General features: G+C 30.9%; 22 protein-coding genes and 1 tRNA gene. 7 read left to right on the top strand and 16 right to left on the bottom strand.

The features are described from left to right. Window positions 1-432: 432 nt before the first annotated feature. Together GB234_RS06145 and GB234_RS06140 are read right to left on the bottom strand one after the other, a co-directional pair. Window positions 433-2,616 carry a glutamine synthetase III family protein gene (locus GB234_RS06145; RefSeq protein WP_151893624.1) on the bottom strand — a complete coding sequence of 728 codons (2,184 nt, stop codon included), beginning with the start codon at window positions 2,614-2,616 and terminating at the stop codon, window positions 433-435. A gap of 373 nt (window positions 2,617-2,989) precedes the next feature. After that, on the bottom strand, window positions 2,990-3,943 hold the full coding sequence (locus tag GB234_RS06140; RefSeq protein ID WP_151893623.1) for a calcium/sodium antiporter: 954 nt from the start codon (window positions 3,941-3,943) through the stop codon (window positions 2,990-2,992). A 166-nt stretch (window positions 3,944-4,109) separates the two neighbouring features. Between GB234_RS06140 and GB234_RS06135 the strand changes: the two genes are divergently transcribed. Next, the gene (locus tag GB234_RS06135; protein WP_151893622.1) at window positions 4,110-4,262 is read left to right on the top strand and encodes an SsrA-binding protein; all 153 of its coding nucleotides are present in this window, start codon (window positions 4,110-4,112) and stop codon (window positions 4,260-4,262) included. Here GB234_RS06135 and GB234_RS06130 read toward each other — a convergent pair whose 3' ends face one another. The 9 genes from GB234_RS06130 to GB234_RS06095 all read right to left on the bottom strand — a co-directional run bounded on the left by GB234_RS06130 (window position 4,263) and on the right by GB234_RS06095 (window position 9,971). Next, the gene (locus GB234_RS06130) at window positions 4,263-4,775 is read right to left on the bottom strand and encodes an adenine phosphoribosyltransferase (RefSeq protein ID WP_172966853.1); all 513 of its coding nucleotides are present in this window, start codon (window positions 4,773-4,775) and stop codon (window positions 4,263-4,265) included. Between the two features lie 201 nt (window positions 4,776-4,976). Beyond that, window positions 4,977-5,468, bottom strand: coding sequence for a Na(+)-translocating NADH-quinone reductase subunit F (locus GB234_RS06125; RefSeq protein WP_235906067.1), 492 nt, complete (start codon window positions 5,466-5,468; stop codon window positions 4,977-4,979). A gap of 85 nt (window positions 5,469-5,553) precedes the next feature. After that, window positions 5,554-6,156: a porin family protein gene (locus GB234_RS06120; RefSeq protein ID WP_151893620.1), complete on the bottom strand. Its 603-nt coding sequence runs from the start codon at window positions 6,154-6,156 to the stop codon at window positions 5,554-5,556. Window positions 6,157-6,244: 88 nt separating this feature from the next. Further along, window positions 6,245-7,261 (bottom strand): C2 domain-containing protein, encoded by a 1,017-nt coding sequence (locus tag GB234_RS06115; RefSeq protein ID WP_151893619.1) that lies wholly within the window; start codon window positions 7,259-7,261, stop codon window positions 6,245-6,247. A 329-nt stretch (window positions 7,262-7,590) separates the two neighbouring features. Next, a complete protein-coding gene (locus GB234_RS06110) occupies window positions 7,591-8,712 on the bottom strand; it encodes a mechanosensitive ion channel family protein (protein ID WP_151893618.1) in 1,122 nt (373 codons plus the stop codon). After that, window positions 8,712-8,945, bottom strand: a complete 234-nt coding sequence (locus tag GB234_RS06105; protein WP_151893617.1) for a hypothetical protein — start codon at window positions 8,943-8,945, stop codon at window positions 8,712-8,714. Before GB234_RS06105 ends, GB234_RS06110 begins: the two co-directional genes overlap by 1 nt. Window positions 8,946-8,975: 30 nt before the next feature. Beyond that, window positions 8,976-9,290: a DUF805 domain-containing protein gene (locus GB234_RS06100; protein WP_151893616.1), complete on the bottom strand. Its 315-nt coding sequence runs from the start codon at window positions 9,288-9,290 to the stop codon at window positions 8,976-8,978. Between the two features lie 44 nt (window positions 9,291-9,334). Further along, entirely contained in the window at window positions 9,335-9,463 is a 129-nt protein-coding gene (locus GB234_RS15250) for a hypothetical protein (protein ID WP_262714100.1), read from the bottom strand. Between the two features lie 49 nt (window positions 9,464-9,512). Beyond that, window positions 9,513-9,971 carry a GbsR/MarR family transcriptional regulator gene (locus tag GB234_RS06095; protein ID WP_151893615.1) on the bottom strand — a complete coding sequence of 153 codons (459 nt, stop codon included), beginning with the start codon at window positions 9,969-9,971 and terminating at the stop codon, window positions 9,513-9,515. A 208-nt stretch (window positions 9,972-10,179) separates the two neighbouring features. Here GB234_RS06095 and GB234_RS06090 point away from each other — a divergent pair, with 208 nt between their 5' ends. Then, a complete protein-coding gene (locus GB234_RS06090) occupies window positions 10,180-12,354 on the top strand; it encodes an FUSC family protein (RefSeq protein ID WP_235906066.1) in 2,175 nt (724 codons plus the stop codon). Window positions 12,355-12,365: 11 nt separating this feature from the next. Here GB234_RS06090 and GB234_RS06085 read toward each other — a convergent pair whose 3' ends face one another. Both GB234_RS06085 and GB234_RS06080 read right to left on the bottom strand, forming a co-directional pair. Then, window positions 12,366-13,031, bottom strand: a complete 666-nt coding sequence (locus GB234_RS06085; protein ID WP_151893613.1) for a DUF2490 domain-containing protein — start codon at window positions 13,029-13,031, stop codon at window positions 12,366-12,368. A gap of 60 nt (window positions 13,032-13,091) precedes the next feature. Then, complete coding sequence (locus GB234_RS06080; protein WP_151893612.1) at window positions 13,092-13,526, bottom strand: PepSY-like domain-containing protein; 435 nt, start codon at window positions 13,524-13,526, stop codon at window positions 13,092-13,094. A 199-nt stretch (window positions 13,527-13,725) separates the two neighbouring features. Here GB234_RS06080 and GB234_RS06075 point away from each other — a divergent pair, with 199 nt between their 5' ends. From GB234_RS06075 to GB234_RS06060, 4 genes are all read left to right on the top strand, one after another. Then, window positions 13,726-14,397 (top strand): response regulator transcription factor, encoded by a 672-nt coding sequence (locus GB234_RS06075; protein WP_151893611.1) that lies wholly within the window; start codon window positions 13,726-13,728, stop codon window positions 14,395-14,397. Further along, complete coding sequence (locus GB234_RS06070) at window positions 14,397-15,668, top strand: sensor histidine kinase (protein ID WP_151893610.1); 1,272 nt, start codon at window positions 14,397-14,399, stop codon at window positions 15,666-15,668. Before GB234_RS06075 ends, GB234_RS06070 begins: the two co-directional genes overlap by 1 nt. A 116-nt stretch (window positions 15,669-15,784) precedes the next feature. Beyond that, the gene (locus GB234_RS06065) at window positions 15,785-16,636 is read left to right on the top strand and encodes an SdiA-regulated domain-containing protein (protein WP_151893609.1); all 852 of its coding nucleotides are present in this window, start codon (window positions 15,785-15,787) and stop codon (window positions 16,634-16,636) included. Then, on the top strand, window positions 16,636-17,325 hold the full coding sequence (locus GB234_RS06060) for a TVP38/TMEM64 family protein (protein ID WP_151893608.1): 690 nt from the start codon (window positions 16,636-16,638) through the stop codon (window positions 17,323-17,325). Before GB234_RS06065 ends, GB234_RS06060 begins: the two co-directional genes overlap by 1 nt. Window positions 17,326-17,473: 148 nt before the next feature. Here GB234_RS06060 and GB234_RS06055 read toward each other — a convergent pair. After that, window positions 17,474-17,547: transfer RNA gene (locus GB234_RS06055), tRNA-Arg, on the bottom strand. A 209-nt stretch (window positions 17,548-17,756) separates the two neighbouring features. On the opposite strand from GB234_RS06055, the gene GB234_RS15055 reads away from it, so the two are divergent. After that, the gene (locus tag GB234_RS15055) at window positions 17,757-17,930 is read left to right on the top strand and encodes a hypothetical protein (RefSeq protein ID WP_172966847.1); all 174 of its coding nucleotides are present in this window, start codon (window positions 17,757-17,759) and stop codon (window positions 17,928-17,930) included. 4 nt (window positions 17,931-17,934) lie between these two features. Here the strand turns inward: GB234_RS15055 and GB234_RS06050 are convergent, their stop codons facing one another. Further along, window positions 17,935-18,210, bottom strand: coding sequence for an ATP-dependent Clp protease adaptor ClpS (locus tag GB234_RS06050; protein ID WP_151893607.1), 276 nt, complete (start codon window positions 18,208-18,210; stop codon window positions 17,935-17,937). A 25-nt stretch (window positions 18,211-18,235) separates the two neighbouring features. Beyond that, complete coding sequence (gene prmA, locus GB234_RS06045) at window positions 18,236-19,069, bottom strand: 50S ribosomal protein L11 methyltransferase (RefSeq protein WP_151893606.1); 834 nt, start codon at window positions 19,067-19,069, stop codon at window positions 18,236-18,238. Between the last annotated feature and the right edge of the window lie 28 nt (window positions 19,070-19,097).

Genomic DNA, 19,097 nt, shown 5'->3' with positions numbered 1-19,097 from the left:
TTAAATGAAACACGATTAATATGTTAATCAAAATTTGGGCGAGGAGAGAGTGCTTAAATTAACATGTATTCATATTTAATTTCGCAATCCAAAGATTAAAATTAATTTGACTTAATATATACGTGGATGTACGTAGTAATCAATCATTTAAAGTATTTGTAGGAAAACACGTGTTAATGGTGTTTGGTAAAATCGGCTAAGAATTAATATTTATCGGTAACTAAACAAATTCTTCCTATATCTCAAATATGTTAAAGAAACGTTAAAATTTCAAAGTCCTTACGCGTTCGTTACAATGCAGAATTTATCAGACAATCAACGTAGTCTTTTTCCTGCTTTGTGAATTTTATCATGCATTTATAATATAATAAATAACAAAAGTCCTGTCTCAAACTGAAACAGGACTTAAATCAACTCTAATTTATTTTATAACTATCTAGTAAATAGCAATTCTCTGTATTTTGTTAATGGCCATAATTCATCATCAACTAATAGCTCAAGTTTATCACAATGATATCTAATTGTCTCAAAAAATGGCTTAACCTCATCACAATAAAGAATAGCTCTCTTTTCTCCATCTTCAATTTTATTTGCTTTTTTACGAGCATCAATCATTGATGTAATATCTTTATTAATATTCTCAATATGGGCGCTGATAGCTTCAATTAATCTCATTTGTTCGCTAGCAAATTTCTTAAAATCTTTCCCGTAGATATCTTTTAATCCTTGTACATTTTCAATTAAAATGTTTTGATATTTAATTGCTGTTGGTATAACATGATTTCTTGCAATATCACCAAGAACACGCCCTTCAATTTGAATGTGCATAGCATATTCTTCTACTTCAATTTCGTGACGAGCCTCTACCTCTACCTTACTCATAATACCAAGATCCTCATAAAGTTTAATTGTCTTCTTAGAAACTTGCTCCCTTAAAGCAATAGGTGTTGTTTTATTATTACTCAACCCACGCTTCTTTGCTTCCTTTTCCCAAGCCTCTCCATAACCATCACCTTCAAATCTAATACGTTTACTATCCTTAATATATTCTCTCAATACGTTAAACATAGCATCATCCTTCTTCATTTTTTTATCCTTGATAAGCGCATCAACCTGCGTTTTAAACTCCATTAATTGTTTTGCAACAATAGCATTTAATACGGTCATAGGCTTCGCACAGTTTGCAGTTGAACCTACTGCTCTAAATTCAAATTTATTTCCAGTAAAAGCAAACGGTGATGTACGGTTACGATCTGTATTATCAAGTAAAATTTCAGGGATTTTGCCAACAACGTTTAACTTTAAATCTGTTTTATCTTCTGGTGATAATTTCCCATTCTTCACTTTTTCAAGTGCGTCTAATACATTTGTCAACTGTGATCCAATAAAAACAGAGATAATTGCTGGCGGCGCCTCATTTGCACCCAAACGATGATCATTACTTGCACCTGCAATTGCAGATCTTAATAACTCTTCATATTCATTTACTGCTTTTATAGTATTAATAAAGAAGGTTAAAAACTGGAGGTTTTTCATTGGCGTAGTACCTGGGCTTAATAAATTTACCCCAGTACTTGTAGCTAATGACCAGTTATTATGTTTTCCGCTTCCATTAATACCAGCAAATGGTTTTTCATGAAATAACACTTTAAAATTATGACGGTCTGCAACCTTACTCATCACATCCATTAACAAGGAGTTGTGATCAACCGCAAGGTTTGTTTCTTCAAAAATAGGCGCTAACTCAAACTGATTAGGAGCTACTTCATTATGTCTTGTCTTTACAGGAATTCCTAAAAGCATGCATTCAGTTTCTAAATCACGCATATAGTCAAGCGCTCTTTTAGGAATTGAACCAAAATAATGGTCATCTAATTGTTGTCCTTTTGCAGAAGAATGTCCAAGTAATGTTCTTCCTGCAAGATTAATATCTGGCCTTGACTTAGCAAGAGCTTTGTCAATTAAAAAGTACTCTTGCTCCCATCCTAATGTAGGGTTTACTTTAGTTACGCTCTTGTCAAAATACTTTGCAACAGCTGTTGCAGCAGTATCGATTGATTGTAACGCTCTCAATAAAGGAGTTTTATTATCTAAGGCCTCACCTGTGTAAGAAACAAATACCGTAGGTATGCACAAAGTGGTCCCATATATAAATGCAGGAGAAGTAGGGTCCCAAGCAGTATAACCACGAGCCTCAAACGTATTTCTAATCCCACCGTTAGGAAAGCTTGATGCATCTGGCTCTTGTTGAACTAACTGTCCACCACCAAATTTTTCTATCGCACCATCCTCAGTAGTTTCAAAAAAAGCATCGTGCTTTTCTGCAGTTGTTCCTGTTAATGGTTGAAACCAATGCGTATAATGTGTCGCTCCCTTTGAAATAGCCCACTCTTTCATACCTGTCGAGATATGATCTGCTACAGAACGATCAATTTTACTACCATTAACAATAGCATCTTGTACACTTTTAAAAGAGTCTTTTGTCAAGTATTGACGCATTGCAGCATCATTAAATACGTTTTTTCCAAAAATATCTGAACGTCTTGCTGGTTCTTCAACATCAATTACTGGACGATTGAATGTTTCTTTTATGGCATGAAATCTTAATGTAGACATATTTTAAAGTGTGTTTATATTAAATTAAAGCACAAAAATAAACTTTTTACAAACACACCCCCTATTTTTTAATGTTAACTTATTAATAATTGTTGTTTTTAAACAACACACCCCCTAATTTATCTAAGAAGTCAAAATTAAATATGTATAAATATGAAAACAAAATAATATTTCTAGTCTCTCTTCTGAAATAAATTACTAATACAAAAATTTAGACAATAAGATATTGGTAAAAAACTGATGACAAAAAATAATTTAAGAATTTATATACCTATATATTAAGGTATAAAATAACATCGCTTCTAAAACTAAAATTGTAATTGAATAACTAAAAAGTTGCCGTAGATATATTTCCGAAGTTGTAAATAAAATATTATCCTATAAAAGCTAAACTAACAAAAACACAATATGCGACAACAATTGTAAGCCCCTTGATCCTCCCTATCTCAAACTTTCTAGGCAAAAAAGCTAACGGAATAAGCACAGCAGCAAACCCCATCATCCACCAAATATCACTAGTTAATACCTCTGGACTTTTTAAAGCAATAGGCTGTATTAATGCTGTAACTCCTAAAACTGAAGCGATATTAAAAATGTTTGACCCTATTAAATTTCCTAATGAAAGTGCTTTTTCTTTTTTTAACGCGGCAATTACAGAGGCTGCAAGTTCTGGAACACTAGTTCCTACAGCAATCATTGTGATAGCTATTACACGCTCACTAACTTCAAAATAATTAGCGATATCAACCGCACCTCTTACAAGCCATTCACTACCAAAATACAGCGCAGTACCACCAATTAATAACCAAATAATAATCTTAACATTTGAAACCGTTGAAAGACCCTCATCGATTTCCTCAACAGTATCAGCACTTATGGGTTGTTTTCTTGCACGACGAATAAGAATAAATAAATAAACCGCTAACATTAATAATAATACAACTCCTTCGATTGCAGTGATTACATTGCCGCTGGCTAGGATAAAATAGAGTGTGACAGAGAGAATCATCATCACTGGCCAATTAAATTTGTAAAAATCCTTATCAATAGTTAATGGGGCAATTATTGCTGTGATTCCTAGAACCAAGCCTATATTTGCAATGTTTGAGCCTATCACATTCCCTATAGATATATCACTAAAACCTTCCATTGCTGCTTGAATACTTACTAATAATTCTGGTGCAGATGTAGCAAAGGACACTACCGTCAAACCTATTACCATTTTTGATAATTTAAGTTTAAATGATAATCCCACCGCAGCGCGAACGAGAAATTCTCCGCCTACAACAAGCAATACTAATCCAAGAAAAACATACAGAAGACTCATACTATTATTATATTAAGGATGCGAAGATACTGATTGAAAAATAATTTTTGAGATGTGATTTCTAATTTATTCACAAAACAAGAATTGAGTTTTTAAACAATTTGTTAACTAACCATTTAGAAGTTTAATCGTAAATTTGCAATCAAGAAGGTTATACTTTTAAAGAATGAAAAAATCTATTTTCAAAACACTCGCTAAAATAAATAAAGCAATACTTCCAAGCTTCACAAAAAAAAAGTTGGATTTAGCAAAAGCTTCAAAATTTCAAATGGCAATTTTTGGATATAAGCTTTGGGTAACTAAAAACGCTTTGGATTAATTAATAATTTAAAACAGAAGCCACGTCATAAGATTTGAGTTTCTCATTTCCGCAGAGAAAATCTATTTGCATAATAAAGTTGCATTGCACAATTTCGCCACCACACTTTTTAACTAAATTACACGCGGCTCTAGCAGTGCCGCCTGTGGCAAGTACATCATCGTGAATCAAAATACGCTCTCCTTTTTTGATAGCATCTTCATGCATTTCAAGAACATCCATGCCATATTCTAATAAATATGGTTCTTTATGGGTTTCATAAGGAAGCTTTCCAGGTTTTCTAATAGGAACAAAGCCAGCGTTAAGTTTTTGGGCGAGTAACATCCCAAAAAAAAATCCACGCGACTCAATCCCAACTACTTTATCAATTTTTTCATCACCAACTTTCTCTAACAATAATTCTAAACATCGTTCAATAGCCAAGTGATTAGCTAATAATGGAGTGATGTCTTTGAAGACAACGCCCATTTTCGGGAAATCTTGAATATCTCTAATGTAATCTTCTATTGAAATCATATTTATGTATAACAAAATAAGCCACAACTATGTGGCTCTAAAAAAAATTTATGTTTGGAAAACTATACTTCTTCTTTAATAATGGCAATGATACCCAATACTAAACAAAGAAATGCTGTTCCTAAAACTAATGCTCCTACTCCCATGTGTCTAAATTATAAAATTAAAAGTTATTTTAATACTGAAACGAGAAAAATATTAAACATCAACTATTTCAGTTATAATTTGAGCTCCCATTTTTGAAACAACTTCATTTCTGAAAATTGCCTCATAAGCCATTGGGTTTGGAATATTATCAAACTCACAAAGCAACTCAATCACCGAAACCATCCCTTCAAAAAGAACTTCTTTTGGGATTGGAATTTTTCTATGCTTTGAAAAACCGCGCAGAGGAATTTGAAACCCACATGTTTTTAAAAAAGTAGCTTCTATTTTTAAAAGCTCAATTGGTAAATAACCATTAATTTTTCTTCCTAGGCGTTGATGCACAATCCCAACATAATTGAGCTGAATACTCCCATGAAAATCACTAAAGTGTTTCCAAGCATCCTTATTATCACAAATGTTCCCTACAGCACATTGTTTATTACATTCAGGATTAAGTTTATTTGAGTGAAAAGCATCATACAATCTTGAAATAGCGGCTTCAAATCTATTAATGGTTTCCATAATCATTTTAATATTTTCCATTTAAATATACTATTAATAAATAGTATATAAAAAGCCTGCATATTAATATGCAGGCTTTTAAGTAATATCTAAATGTTTAAATTATTTAGAACATAAACCCGACTCCTGTCGAAAAAATTGAGTTATGACCTTCTGAGTCTTCAATAACTTCAGAGAGTCCTAATGTATATCTTGCTTGTACAAATAGTCCAAAATCAAAAGTGTATTGTGCACCTGTAGCAAGTTGGAAATCCGTTGAGTTAAAAAAGTCTGTTTCTGTATCTCCTCCATTTTCAGTAATATCTAAATCAACCTCTTCATTAATTTTAAATCCTATTTGTGGACCTGCATGGGCACTTAATCCCTTAATGATATTAACTTTAAAAAGTACTGGGACTTGAATATAATCAACTTGAAACTCAGCATCAAAATCATCATCTAATGAAACATCATCACCAAGACTAAAACCTTGCTGTGAATAGAATGCCTCTGTTAATAGTGAAAAACGCTCTGAGAATCTATATTCAAAAACTAGACCTGCATAAGCACCAAAACGAGCATCTGGGTTATCAAAATCATCATCTTCACTCACAACAGTTGCAATGTTAAGACCACTTCTTACACCAAAGTTAAATTTTTTAAAAGTTTCTTGAGCAGTCATCATTGCACCAGAAAATAACATCGAAAGAATTAAAATTTTTGTTTTCATAATAAGTTGTTTTGTTAATTTGAAATTTTGGCTCTTTTACGTTTTTAAACTGTTCTGGACAGAACCCATATCCAACAACCAGTCTATATTATTTTTTCTTGCCCGCAAATGGGTCTATTGAAAATCCCACTTGAAAATACCCTGTAGGGTCTTGGTTATTTTCATAAATAAAATCCTGTGTTGGCTCTCCTTTTTCTGTCAAACGATTACTAATAAAATTTTGTAATCCACCTTGGAATGTTCCAATAAGATAATTACTAAAACGGTGTTCATATATAACTCCAGATTTAATCTCTAGTTGACTATATTCAAATGTTTCGGCAAAATTAGGGTTATCGACATTCACGTAAAAACCTGTAGAACCAAAGCTACTACCAATAGAAAAACGACCGTTTTTACCAACAGGTCTTCTAAACAATAAACGCTGCGGCAGTATAAAATCAAGTTCCCATTTTGAATTTTTAAACCTATGATTGTAGGAGAATGTAGGAAAGAAGGGAAGCTGAGAAGTAGGATCAATAAATACAATTGCTCCAAGAGTTAGGGTTGTTCGCTCAGTACGCTTTAATATAAATGATAAGCCCACAAGACCCTTTAAACGCTCGACACCTTCATCATTTCCATCTACTATTAATGAAGCATTATAAATCACTGGCTTTTTAAAAAGACTAGAGAAATATGTTGAACTAATGGCTGCGGAAAAGTTATGAAAATTAACAATTCCGTTTTGTTCAAAAACTGAAACATCAGTCGATTCAATATCGTCAAATTCAAACTCATTAAATTGATAATTTAAAGACCCAGTTAAACCCCATTGTCTTGTTTTAAAAATAGGAACATTAGCCGAAGCTGTAAAAGTTCTTTGTGCCTTTATTTCTCCATCTTGAAATTCTTGATCAAATAATTCTGAATCAAAATCACGAGATAAAGTTTGTCCATATTCAAAATTTAAAACTCTAGCTCTAGGAAATTTTTCTTTAATACCTAGCGTTGCTTTTTGTTGTAAAGAATCACTTTTTTGTTGGTCTTCTTCATTAACCTGGCTTAGCGCAGTACCATATATAGTCACTAACAAAAGTGTTGAAAAGAGTGTTTTTTTATTCATTATTATTATTGCTATTATTTGATTTATAGTTTAAAAGAGTGTGTATAATTGTTGTTTGAACGATATAGCCTATCACAAAAAAACTTGTATAAAATTTATCATTGTCAGTCTCCATCCAATAACTTTTTGCAATTATTAGAAACCCCCAGAATACTGCTGAGAGTATATAAAGCACGGCTATTTTATTTTTATTAAATTTCAGTTTGTGCTATTTTTTTAATTTTTTTCGCATCATATAAAAAAGTGTTACTGCTCCTATAATTACTAAAGCAATTATAAATATCATCGCTATATTTATTATTATCATGGTGGTTGGTTTTTAGATTCATCTATTCTGTTAGTTTTAATTCACCTTTAAGACTTTTAAGTTGTTCTTCTTTAAATACCATAGTTCTGTGTGGAAACGGAATTGAAATACCCTCTTTATCAAATCTTTTCTTTATGCTTTCATATAAATCACATTTCATCTCAAAAGCATCTGTAAAATTTGCTGCCCATGCCCATGCACGTAAGGTAACAGCACTATCACCTAAATCAATTACTCTAACAATTACTTTCTTTTTATTGTTGTACTTGTCAAGTTCACTGCGATGATCTAATAAATTAGGGTGGTCTTCACATTCTTCTCGCATAATATGCCTAGCAAGATCAATATCACTATCATAAGAAATACCAATTTCTACCCACTGGCAACACATACGCTCTCCTAAGTCATAATTGATTAATTTCTCTTTGTTAATAATTGCATTAGGTATGACAATCATTTTATTTTCGTAATTACGAATAATAGTATGTCTCAATGTTATGTCTGAAACCGTACCTACCATAGTTTCGTCGAGCTTAATTATATCGCCTAACTTGAATGGTTTAAATGCGATAATAAAAAGACCTCCTACCAAATTAGAAAGTGCTTCTTGCGAGGCAACTCCAGCAACTATTGCTAAAACACCAGCGCTACCTAAAGCCGTTACTGCAAAACTTCGCATTGACTCAAAAGCTATTAATGCCAAAATACCTCCAAGAAAATAAACTCCAAATATGGCAATGTATCTCAAAAATTTATAGCTGGTAGTATCTTGATTAGCATTCTTTTTTTCTCTAATACTTCTTTCAAACCAAGACTGAGTTATAGATGCTATTACTAATGTAACAACCGCAACAACACCTAAATACAACACAAGACCAAAATTGCCTAAAGCAACTTCTTTGACCCTATCTTCATCCATAAAATTCCAAGATATAGCCATGACACCCAACAATACCCATAGAGAATTCAAAATTTTCTTAGTTAAAATAATTGTGTTAGGCTCAACCTCAGGCTTTCTCCTAAGGCTTCTTTTTTCTAACCAATTATGAAAGATTTTTGTTAGAAACCTTAATATTATTACTACGATAATAACAATAGCTGTCCAAATTATATTAGTTTGATATGTAAACCAAAATTCTTTCATTAGGCAATATTTTCAATTATGTTATAAGCATAAGATGGACGGCAACTTCTTTTTTCTATTAAACTTTTAAACTGCTCTTTGATTGAAGGTTCAACTTTAAATAGAACATTTAAGTCTGGATTTTTTATAAGCGTATCCATAAATAAAAACACATGTTCTAAATCTGTTTCCGTATAATTTTTAACAATACTTACTTCTAACATAGGATTTTTACTTGCTATATAATAGAACATCTTTTAAATTTTAACCATTATTAATAAACATTAGTTATCTATTGTCTTCTTCTGAAATTTAGTTATCATTCCGTATCGATTGATCCTTTTTTTTGATTTTTGCATTAACAAAATCAACAAAATAATACTTCCTAAGATTGGGATTAAATGGAGTAATAACCACCAGCCACTACGATTTGTATCATGTAATCTTCTTACGGTAAGTGATAAAAAAGGAAACGCTATAAACAAACTAAATATCATTTCTAGTAAGCCTTTTTTGAAAGTCAATATTTCATAATTGAGAGCAAAACGATCAATCAATGCTAATGATGTTCCAATAATGGCTGCAATTAAAAAAAACATCCAAAAAATAATGAGATCAACATATTATATAAAGACACTCAGATTTAGTCAATATTTTCCTCAATCGTATTAAAAGTGATTGATTCTTGCGCTGCTGCTACAAATGACATTAATGTAATAGTGAGCGCTAGTATCGATTTAACAATTATATTCATTTCTTTTTGTTTTTCCAAAATTGTATGGTTCAGAATAAAAAGAACCAGATTGATAAAAAAATTTTTTCTATTTTTTCCAATTAGTAATAAGCTTGATACTCTCTTCTTGATAATAAGCAAGAAACTCTGTAAAGTCCTTTAATTGATCATTAAATTCTTTTGTTTTCTTTGTTCTATGCGTTAAAATTTCCTTAACTACCTCATTATATGCTGTAAGGCCATTTATGCTATCTAAAAAGGTATTTTTCCATTGACCTAGTTTAGTATGAAAATAACGTTTACGATCACCAGGTTTTGTTTTGTATCCAATACGCCTAAGCATTAATAAATTATTAATTGCATTACTAGTTGCACTCTTGCTTAATTCAAGAGACTCTCGAATGTCATCAAAAGTCAACTCTGTAGTATCTGCTATTGTTAACAAAGCATCTACTCGCGCAGAAGCAGGTGAAAGTCCCATTCCTTCTTGAATTACACCAAAACTTTCAATAAGTTCTTTTTGCTTATTTGTTAATTTATTCTCCATAACTAATGCAAAGATAGAAAGTTTTTTTAGTTCTGCCTGAAAAGAACTAAAAAAATTTATTTATTTTTTATACAAGGTAATTAATATATGATACAAAGTTTACCTTTTTGTAAATCTTTAAGAACATCTTATTTTATCAAAAGTATATTTGTAATTATATAATTAAAAATTTCTCAATATTGATTCACTAAAAACATTTGAAACATTTTTGAAGTTCTTAAAGAGCTTTAATTTTTCAAAAGCTATTCTTGTGGGTATTGCTATAACAGTACCTATTGTTTTAGGAATTGCACTTGAACATTTAGACATTGGTCTTGCTTTATGTTTTGGAGCTTTTTGGAGTTCACCTAGCAATACGCATGGAAGCTTTAGAAACAAAAAGTTAGGAATTCTATTTTCTGCAGCTTTAGTAACTATTGTAAGTTTTATAGGCGGCTATCTCAACATACAACTAATTTTACTACTCCCTATTTTAGGGTTACTTACGTTTTCAATTGCTTATATTTCAATTTATGGTTTTAGAGCTTCACTTATAAGTTTTTCTGGCTTGTTAGCTTTAGTTTTAAGTTTTGCTCATACCCCTACTGGACTTGAACCATACGAGTATTCTTTATTAATTGGTCTTGGAGGGTTGTGGTATTTGTTACTTGTAACAATTGCTTATTACTTAAACCCAAAAGCGCAAACTGAGGAGTCTCTCATAGAAACATTTGAACTAACTGCTCAATTTTTAAAAACACGCGCTCAACTTGTTGGTGAAAAAAGTAACAGAAAAGAATTACAAAACACACTTCATAAACTTCAAACTGAACTAATTGAACATCATGAAACACTACGTGATATTTTGATTGTATCTAGAAAAACTTCTGGAAATTCTAAATATCAAAACAAGCAATTGCTCATATTTATTCAGCTTGTAGAAATATTAGAAACAGCTATAGCAAATCCCGTAGATTATGATACTATGGACACTTTGTTTGAAAAAAATAGAGGTTTAAAAGAAAATTTTCAATCTATCATTTTTGAGATTTCTGAGCAACTTAATGTCTTTGCAATCTCTTTCAATAAAAAGGATATTTCTTGTTTTAATAAATTAGAAAAACTATTAAAATCCACTAAAGCTAAAATTAATACAATAGACGAAAAGGTAAATTATGAGCATTTTGTTATTCTTCAAAATTTATTAGAATACCAAGAAAAACAATTTGAAAAATTAAAACGTATTAAATGGTTATTATCTAATCCAACTTTAAAATCTTCAGAATTTCTCGCAACGAAAAAACTAAAGCAATTTTTAGTGCCACAAGAATATGATTTGAAAATGGGAGTTCAAAACTTTACATTTAAATCAACTATTTTTAAACACTCCTTACGCTTATCTGTTGTTATGATGACAGGATTTCTAGTAGGAACGCTATTACAGTTTCAAAATCCATATTGGATTTTACTTACGATTGTTGTTATTATGCGCCCTAGTTACGGTCTAACAAAAGATCGCTCTAAAGATAGAATTATAGGTACGGTAATAGGCGCATTCATTGCAGCTGGAATTGTGTTCTTTGTAAAGGATAATTATATTTTAGGAGTATTAAGTATAATAACTCTAGTTATTGCTTTTATGGTTTTACAAAAAAACTATAAAGTTTCGGCTGCGTTTGTGACATTGAGTGTGGTTTTTATTTACGCTATTTTACGTCCAGATATTTTTGTAGTAATACAGTATAGAATATTAGATACAATTATTGGTGCATTGTTGTCATTTATGGCTATTAAATGGTTATGGCCAGCTTGGGGGTTTTTAGAAATTCGTGGAGACATAGCATCTAGTGTATTGGCAAATCAAAAATTTTTCGTAGAAATAGCATCAGTTTATATTGATAAAACTAGTGTTTCAACTAATTTCAAAGTAGCTCGTAAAACTGCATTTTTGCAAACTTCAAATTTAAATGCTGCTTTTCAAAGAATGGCGCAAGAACCTAAATCTAAACAGAAAAATTTAGATACTATTTATGAGCTAGTTGTTTTAAACCACACACTGCTTTCTTCACTAGCAACTTTAAGCACGTATTTACAACACCATAAAACTACTCCAGCATCTAATAACTTTAAAGAAGCTGTAACTATTATTGAAGATAATTTAAAATATGTTAAACAAAGATTAGAGAAATCATCTCAAAACATAGAAGCAAGCACGCTAAAACTAGCGGCACCATCAGCAAGCGAGCAACGGTTAATGAATTTTAAATTTTCTGACGTTAAAGCCTTGATTCAAGAAACTCAAGATCAAGAGAAAAATTATCATGAGGCGCATTTGATCTGGGAACAACTAAGGTGGTTACATAGCATAAGTAGAAAGATGCGGGAGCTAAGTCATACTTTATAAATTTTTATTTTTTATAAATCAATCTCTAATTTTAAGACCAAAAATAACTCATGATTTAAATTTTGCGTGTAATCCGCAAGTCTATATTGTGTTCCAACTTCTACTACTTTATCCTTTTTTAATTTAAAACCATATAGTGTCGTAAGGCGCTGTTCATATTCAGGCTTTTGAGTTTTAGCTATTTCAAACAACGCTTCTGTTTCTAATTTTATATAGCTATTACTTAATTGATTTATTAAAAACGCTGTACCTAACTCATATCGTAATCTGTTTTTAAAGGTAGATTTATAAAAACGTTGTTCTGTACGTAATCTGTTTTTTATATTATGATTATGCCAAGTATTCTTCCATTTATATACTTGTAATAAACGTAATTCATTTTCTTCATTGATATTAAAAACTTTCTTAAAACGATACTTTATCCCAACTCCTATAAGTTGATTTACGCTTAATTCAAATTGTGAAACATGACCTATGTCTATTTGCTTTACAACAAACTGTTGTTCATTATTTTTATAAAGTAAATTTCTATTTTCTACACTAAAATTTATACTATATAAATTGTTTACCGAATGCTCAACTTCAATTTGAGGCTCAACATACATGATAAAATTTTCTTGAGTCCAGCTTATAGTACTACTCAAAATAAAAATTAATATGGATATTAAATACCTCATTGTTTAAATTTAAAAAGAGCTAGAAAAACCCTAACTCTTTTAATTATATGACTTCATTTTTTATTTTGTTCTTAAAATATTTCCGTCTTCTGTAATCACAATTTTTACATCTTTTGCAAACCATTTTTCAAGTTCTAACTCATAGGTGTTATTACCATTCTCTTCAGTCAATTCAATTTCATCAATATTGTATTTTGGGTATTTAGATTGTACCACATCACTTATTGCTGATGGAAGTTGATTTTTAGTAAGTTCTTTTTCTATTTTAACAATGATTCCTTCTTTAGAATACCATATTTCATTTTCAATTGAATTAAAATCAAACTCAACTTTGTAATTCATTTCTTCAAGCTCCCATTCAACATTTGTAGCAGTTGGATATGCTTTATTAAAACTTGTGATTAAATTATCTGGAACTTGCTCCATCATTAAATCTTGTGCGCTTAGTGCTGCTGTTGCAAATAATGCAATGACAGCAAATTTTAAATTTTTCATATTATTTTGTTTTTTTACTTTGGTTCAAATAAACAATAGGAATCTGTAAAAATTTAGGAATGCAGTTTTACACCAGAATATTAAATAAATAATAAAAAACATTTTCGGTTTATCTAGGGTTTGTAGTACCACTAATTATATTAAATTCCCATTTCATTTTAGAATTCCATTATATTATTGTTTAAAATTTCCGAAGAAAATGAAAATATTGATCGTTGAAGATGAGCAAGAAATGCTTAATAATATGCGCCAGAGTCTAGAACAAGAACTATACATTGTTGAAGCTGCCTCAAATTTTAAGTCTGCTACTGAAAAAATAGGCGTGTATGATTATGACTGTATTCTTCTAGACATAGGACTTCCAGATGGTGATGGGTTAGAACTACTTAAGTATTTGAAAAAACAAGGAAAGGATGATGGGGTTATTATTGTCTCTGCCAAAGACTCATTAGACGATCGTTTAAAAGGGTTAGATCTAGGAGCTGATGATTATTTACCAAAACCATTTCATATGGCAGAACTAAATGCTAGGATTAAAGCTGTGTTACGCCGTCGCAACTTTGATGGTAATACACTTGTTGAAATAGGCAATGTTTTAATAGATACAGAAAGTAGAATTATCAAAATTGCAGATGAAAAAATCATTCTTAATCGAAAAGAATATAGTATACTCATGTACCTTATTGCAAATAAAACTAGACTGGTTACAAAAACCGCTTTAGCCGAACATGTTTGGGGAGACCATATAGATCAAACAGACAGTTTTGACTTTATCTATTCACAAATAAAAAACCTTCGAAAAAAAATGGATAAAGCAACCATTACCGTAGAGGCAGTATACGGAGTAGGTTATAAACTAGAAGTTGAATAATGAAATTATTAAACTATACATCAAAATTCCTGGCGTTTTTGCTTTTGATACTCATAACAATCTGGGCTGTTTTGTTTTATTATGCAATGCTAGATGAGATTTATGACAGCCTGGATGATGGGTTAGAAAATCAAAAACTTTTAATGGTACAAAGAGCTGCAGAAGACCCAACAATCTTAGAGCAGAATGACCCAGAATTTAAAAAGCATGTGTATGATTTTACTTTAATTTCGAAAAAAACCTTTGAGGAATTTAAGGAAAATTATCGCGATACTTTAATGTATATGCTCAATGAAAAAGATTACGAGCCAGTACGTCTCCACGAAAGTGCAATTGCTATTAACAAAAAACATTACAGATTAAAAATTATAACCTCTATGGTTGAAGAGGATGATCTTGCTAAAGATCTTATACTCTATTTATTTGGTCTCTATTTATTGCTCATTGCAAGTGTGCTTGTCTTAAACAATTTATTACTACTTAAAATTTGGCAACCTTTTTATACGCTTATTAAACAGCTAAAAGATTTTAGAATTGAAAAAAACACAGCTATCAATATTCCAAAATCAAACATAGATGAATTTAACCTGCTAAATACTACCGTTGATAAACTCATAAAAAAATCTACAAACAGTTATATAACTCAAAAGCAATTTATTGAAAATGCATCGCATGAATTACAAACACCTCTAGCAATTAGTATCAATAAGCTAGAATTGTTTCTTGAAAATAATGCACTTAAAAAAAATCAAGCAGACGACATTACAACAGTCTTAGACAATTTAAATAAATTAACAAGACTCAATAAGTCACTCTTATTGCTTTCAAAAATTGAAAATCATCAATTTGAAAATGAAAATCAAGTAAACTTTACAGAGATTACAAAAAATATAGTAGTAGATTTTGAAGACATGGCTCATCATAAAATGATGAAAGTAAATATTACAAATAATGGTATTTTAAATTATCAAATAAATGAAGACCTTGCAGTAATACTACTTACTAATCTTGTTAAGAATGCATTAATTCACGGTCAAAAAAATGAAATAATACAAATACATATTGAGTCAAAAAGCTGGAAAATAAGCAATATAAGTACTTCGGAAATGTTAGATGAAAACACTTTATTTACAAGGTTTAAAAAATATAGTACTAACAAAAAATCAACAGGATTAGGACTTGCCATTGCTAAAGCTATTACTGACAAATATGACTTAAAACTAAAATACCATTTTGACACTACACATATCTTTAAAGTTGAATTTCCTTAGCTAGTTAAAATATCTTAAAAAACACTGATCTCCATAGTTTTCCAAATTGTTTACAGATTTAGGTCGCATCTTTAACTCATAAATTAATAGCAACCTCTATCTTATATAAACAGAAAATGAAAACACTTAAAATAATATCTTACGGTATGATGGTATTTTTAATCATTGCAGGATTTTTTGCATTTTCTGCACAAAACGACAGAAACCAAAATAACATCTCAAAACAATATTCAATCCAAAAAACCTGGAATCTCCCCAAAGATTTAAATGAAATAAGCGGTATTGCATGGTTGCCTGATGGAAATATAGCTAGTGTGCAGGATGAAGATGGCATCATTTTTATTTATAATTTGGATTCCAACAAAATTATTGAAGAAATAGAGTTTGAAGGCTCAGGAGATTATGAAGGAATCACAATTAAAGATAATGATGCATATGTATTAAGAAGCGATGGTACTATTTATGAAGTTTCAAATTTCAGAAGCAAAAACAAAACAGTCAAATCTTTTAAAACAGATTTTTCTTCAAAGAACAATGTAGAATCTTTAGCATTAAATTCTAAAACAAATAGTCTTATCATCGCGCCAAAAGACAGAGATAAATCTGACAGCTTTAAAGGTTTGTATGAAATTCCTATAAATTCTAAAGCTATGAATGCTAGTCCAAGTATAAAAATAAATATGACTGATGAGGCATTTAAAAACTATCAAAAAAAGAAAGTTTATAAAACATTTAGCCCCTCAGATGTTGCCATACATCCTAAAAATGGCAAATATTATGTTTTAGAAGGAAAAAATCCTAAACTAGTAATACTTGATAAAAAAGGCACAATTGAAAAGGTTTACGAACTTAACAAAAAACATTTTGCACAACCAGAAGGGATCACTTTTAGCCCAGATGGAGTGCTCTACATCTCTAACGAATCTGGAGATGGTCCAGCAACCATATTACAAGTAAACTTTAATTAATGGATAAAGATGATCAAACATCAAAAAGTAATTTACCTCTTTACTTAAGCATAATATTAATAGGTGGGATAATTTTATGTTATTTACTTATACCAAGCTTTAAGCAATTTTTAGACACAGCCTGGAGTGTTCTTACAAGTGATAATGAAGAACGTATTAAAGAGTGGGTGGCAGGATTTGGCTGGCTAGGACCTCTTGTAATTATACTTGCAATGATAGTCCAGATGTTCTTATTAGTTATTCCCTCTGTAGCATTAATTGTAGTGTCAATCTTAGCTTATGGTCCCATATGGGGAAGTTTGATTATTCTAGTCGCTGTATTTGCTGCATCAACTGTAGGATACGTAATAGGCCGTTATCTAGGAGAGACATTTATAATGAAATTATTAGGAAGAAAAACAGAAAAAAACATTGAGAGTTTTATTGAAGAGTATGGTTTTTTTGCTGTTATAGTTACTCGTCTCAACCCCTTTCTGTCAAATGATGCGATAAGTTTTATAGGCGGTATGCTAAAAATGAGTTATTTAAAATTTATAACCGCAACGCTAGTGGGAATTTTACCCTTAACAATATTCATCGCATTTATAGGAAAAAGTACAGACCAGCTTAAAACAGGTTTATTATGGGGTTCAATAATTAGTTTAGTTGGCTTTGTATCTTACATTTGGTGGAAAAGAACAAAGAAATAGATACTTAATTTTCAATTTTTCCCTTAAAAAAATTAAGGTTTAATACACCTCTATAATAAAAGACTCAAAACAACTATCTCTTTTTAATAGTAGCATTTTAGAAAACAAAAAAAGTCTGCAAAAATATGCAGACTTTTTAACAATTTTGTGACCTCGACAAGATTCAAACTTGTAACCTCTTGAGCCGTAATCAAGTGCGCTATTCAGTTGCGCCACGAGGCCTAATTCAAAACAAATACTGTTTTTGTTTCGGGGTGCAAATATAAATAATTTCGGTCTATATACTATAATATTTCAGAAAAAAATCGCTAAAATTTATTTTTAGTAGATAAAATTAGGTGGTATAAAATTATGATTTTATTAGTCTAATTTATGAGAAACTTAATATATTAGTAATATATGGATATGTACTTTTATTAAAAACCAAAATCATGACAAAAAAAGACAATACAACCCCAGACCTAGTTAAAGACGCAGACGATAAAAACAACAGGGATTATATTTTACAGGACAATAAAAAAACCAAGTTTGGTGCAACATTTATTATTGTAACACTCGTAATTTTAATACTTGCCGTTATAGCCACTTCATATTTTATAGGATAATAATTTATTGAATTTCGGCACTTAAACCCGCATCTAACAACATACTACACCGTGACTCCAATTCATCGTAAGGACCTGTCTTTACGGTGCATTTTCCTTTATAATGGACTAAGATAGAACATTGTTCTGCTTGCTCTGGCGTGTGGTCACAAGCATACATTAGTGTATTTATTACGTGATCAAATGTATTAACATCATCATTGAAAAGAACAATTTGATTTTCTTTCAATACATCTTCTAATACATCAACCTCTTCTTGGTATTTTTCTTTTGTGCTCATAATAGCAAGCAATTATATTAAGTAACTAAGATACAAATTTTGCGGCAATCCAGTTATTGCGTTTCTTATTGCTAACGAAAGTTAGCCCAAGCTTATTGCAACATTCTTTAATTATAGGCAGGTCTTCAGAGTAAAATCCACTGAGATATAATTCAGCATTTGGGAGCATACTATTTTTATAAATCTCCATATCGATTAATAAAATATTCCGATTAATATTTGCAATAACCGTGTGATATTTATTTACTGGAATCGCACTAGCATCACCTAACGAAACATGTATATTTTTACAATTATTCCTATTCACATTCTCCTCACTGTTCTCAACACACCACTGGTCAATATCAATAGCATCAAGGTTTTTTGCTCCTTTTTTTTCAGCAAGAATAGCCAATACTGCCGTTCCACAGCCCATATCTAAAACTGTTTTCCCTTTCCACTCGTTTTCTAAAATATGCTGCATCATCATAAACGTAGTTTCATGATGCCCCGTCCCAAAACTCATTTTAGGCTCTATCACAATCTCATACTCACAATTATATGCCTCATGAAACGGCGCTCGCACGGCACACGTATCATCAATAACAATAGGATCAAAATTTTTCTCCCATTCCTCATTCCAATTTACTTGCCCTATTTCATTTTTATCAAACGTAATTTTCACCTCATCGCTTGTCAAAATAAAAATATCCTCTAACACATTCTTTCTCCACTCATCTTTTTGAATATAAGCCTTCACCCCTGTTTCGTGCTCTACAAAACTTTCAAAACCGGCACCTCCTAATTCTGCTATCAAAATCTCGATATAAGGTTGTGTTGGGCTTACAGTAAAGTCGTATTCAATATATATTTGTGACATAACTTCGGAAATATTAAGGGTGGTACTT

Source organism: Patiriisocius marinistellae (assembly GCF_009014635.1).
In the GTDB taxonomy this organism is placed as follows: Bacteria; Bacteroidota; Bacteroidia; order Flavobacteriales; family Flavobacteriaceae; genus Patiriisocius; species Patiriisocius marinistellae.
The sequence above is the reverse complement of the archived record's forward strand: the minus strand, read 5'-3'. Positions and strand labels throughout refer to the sequence as shown.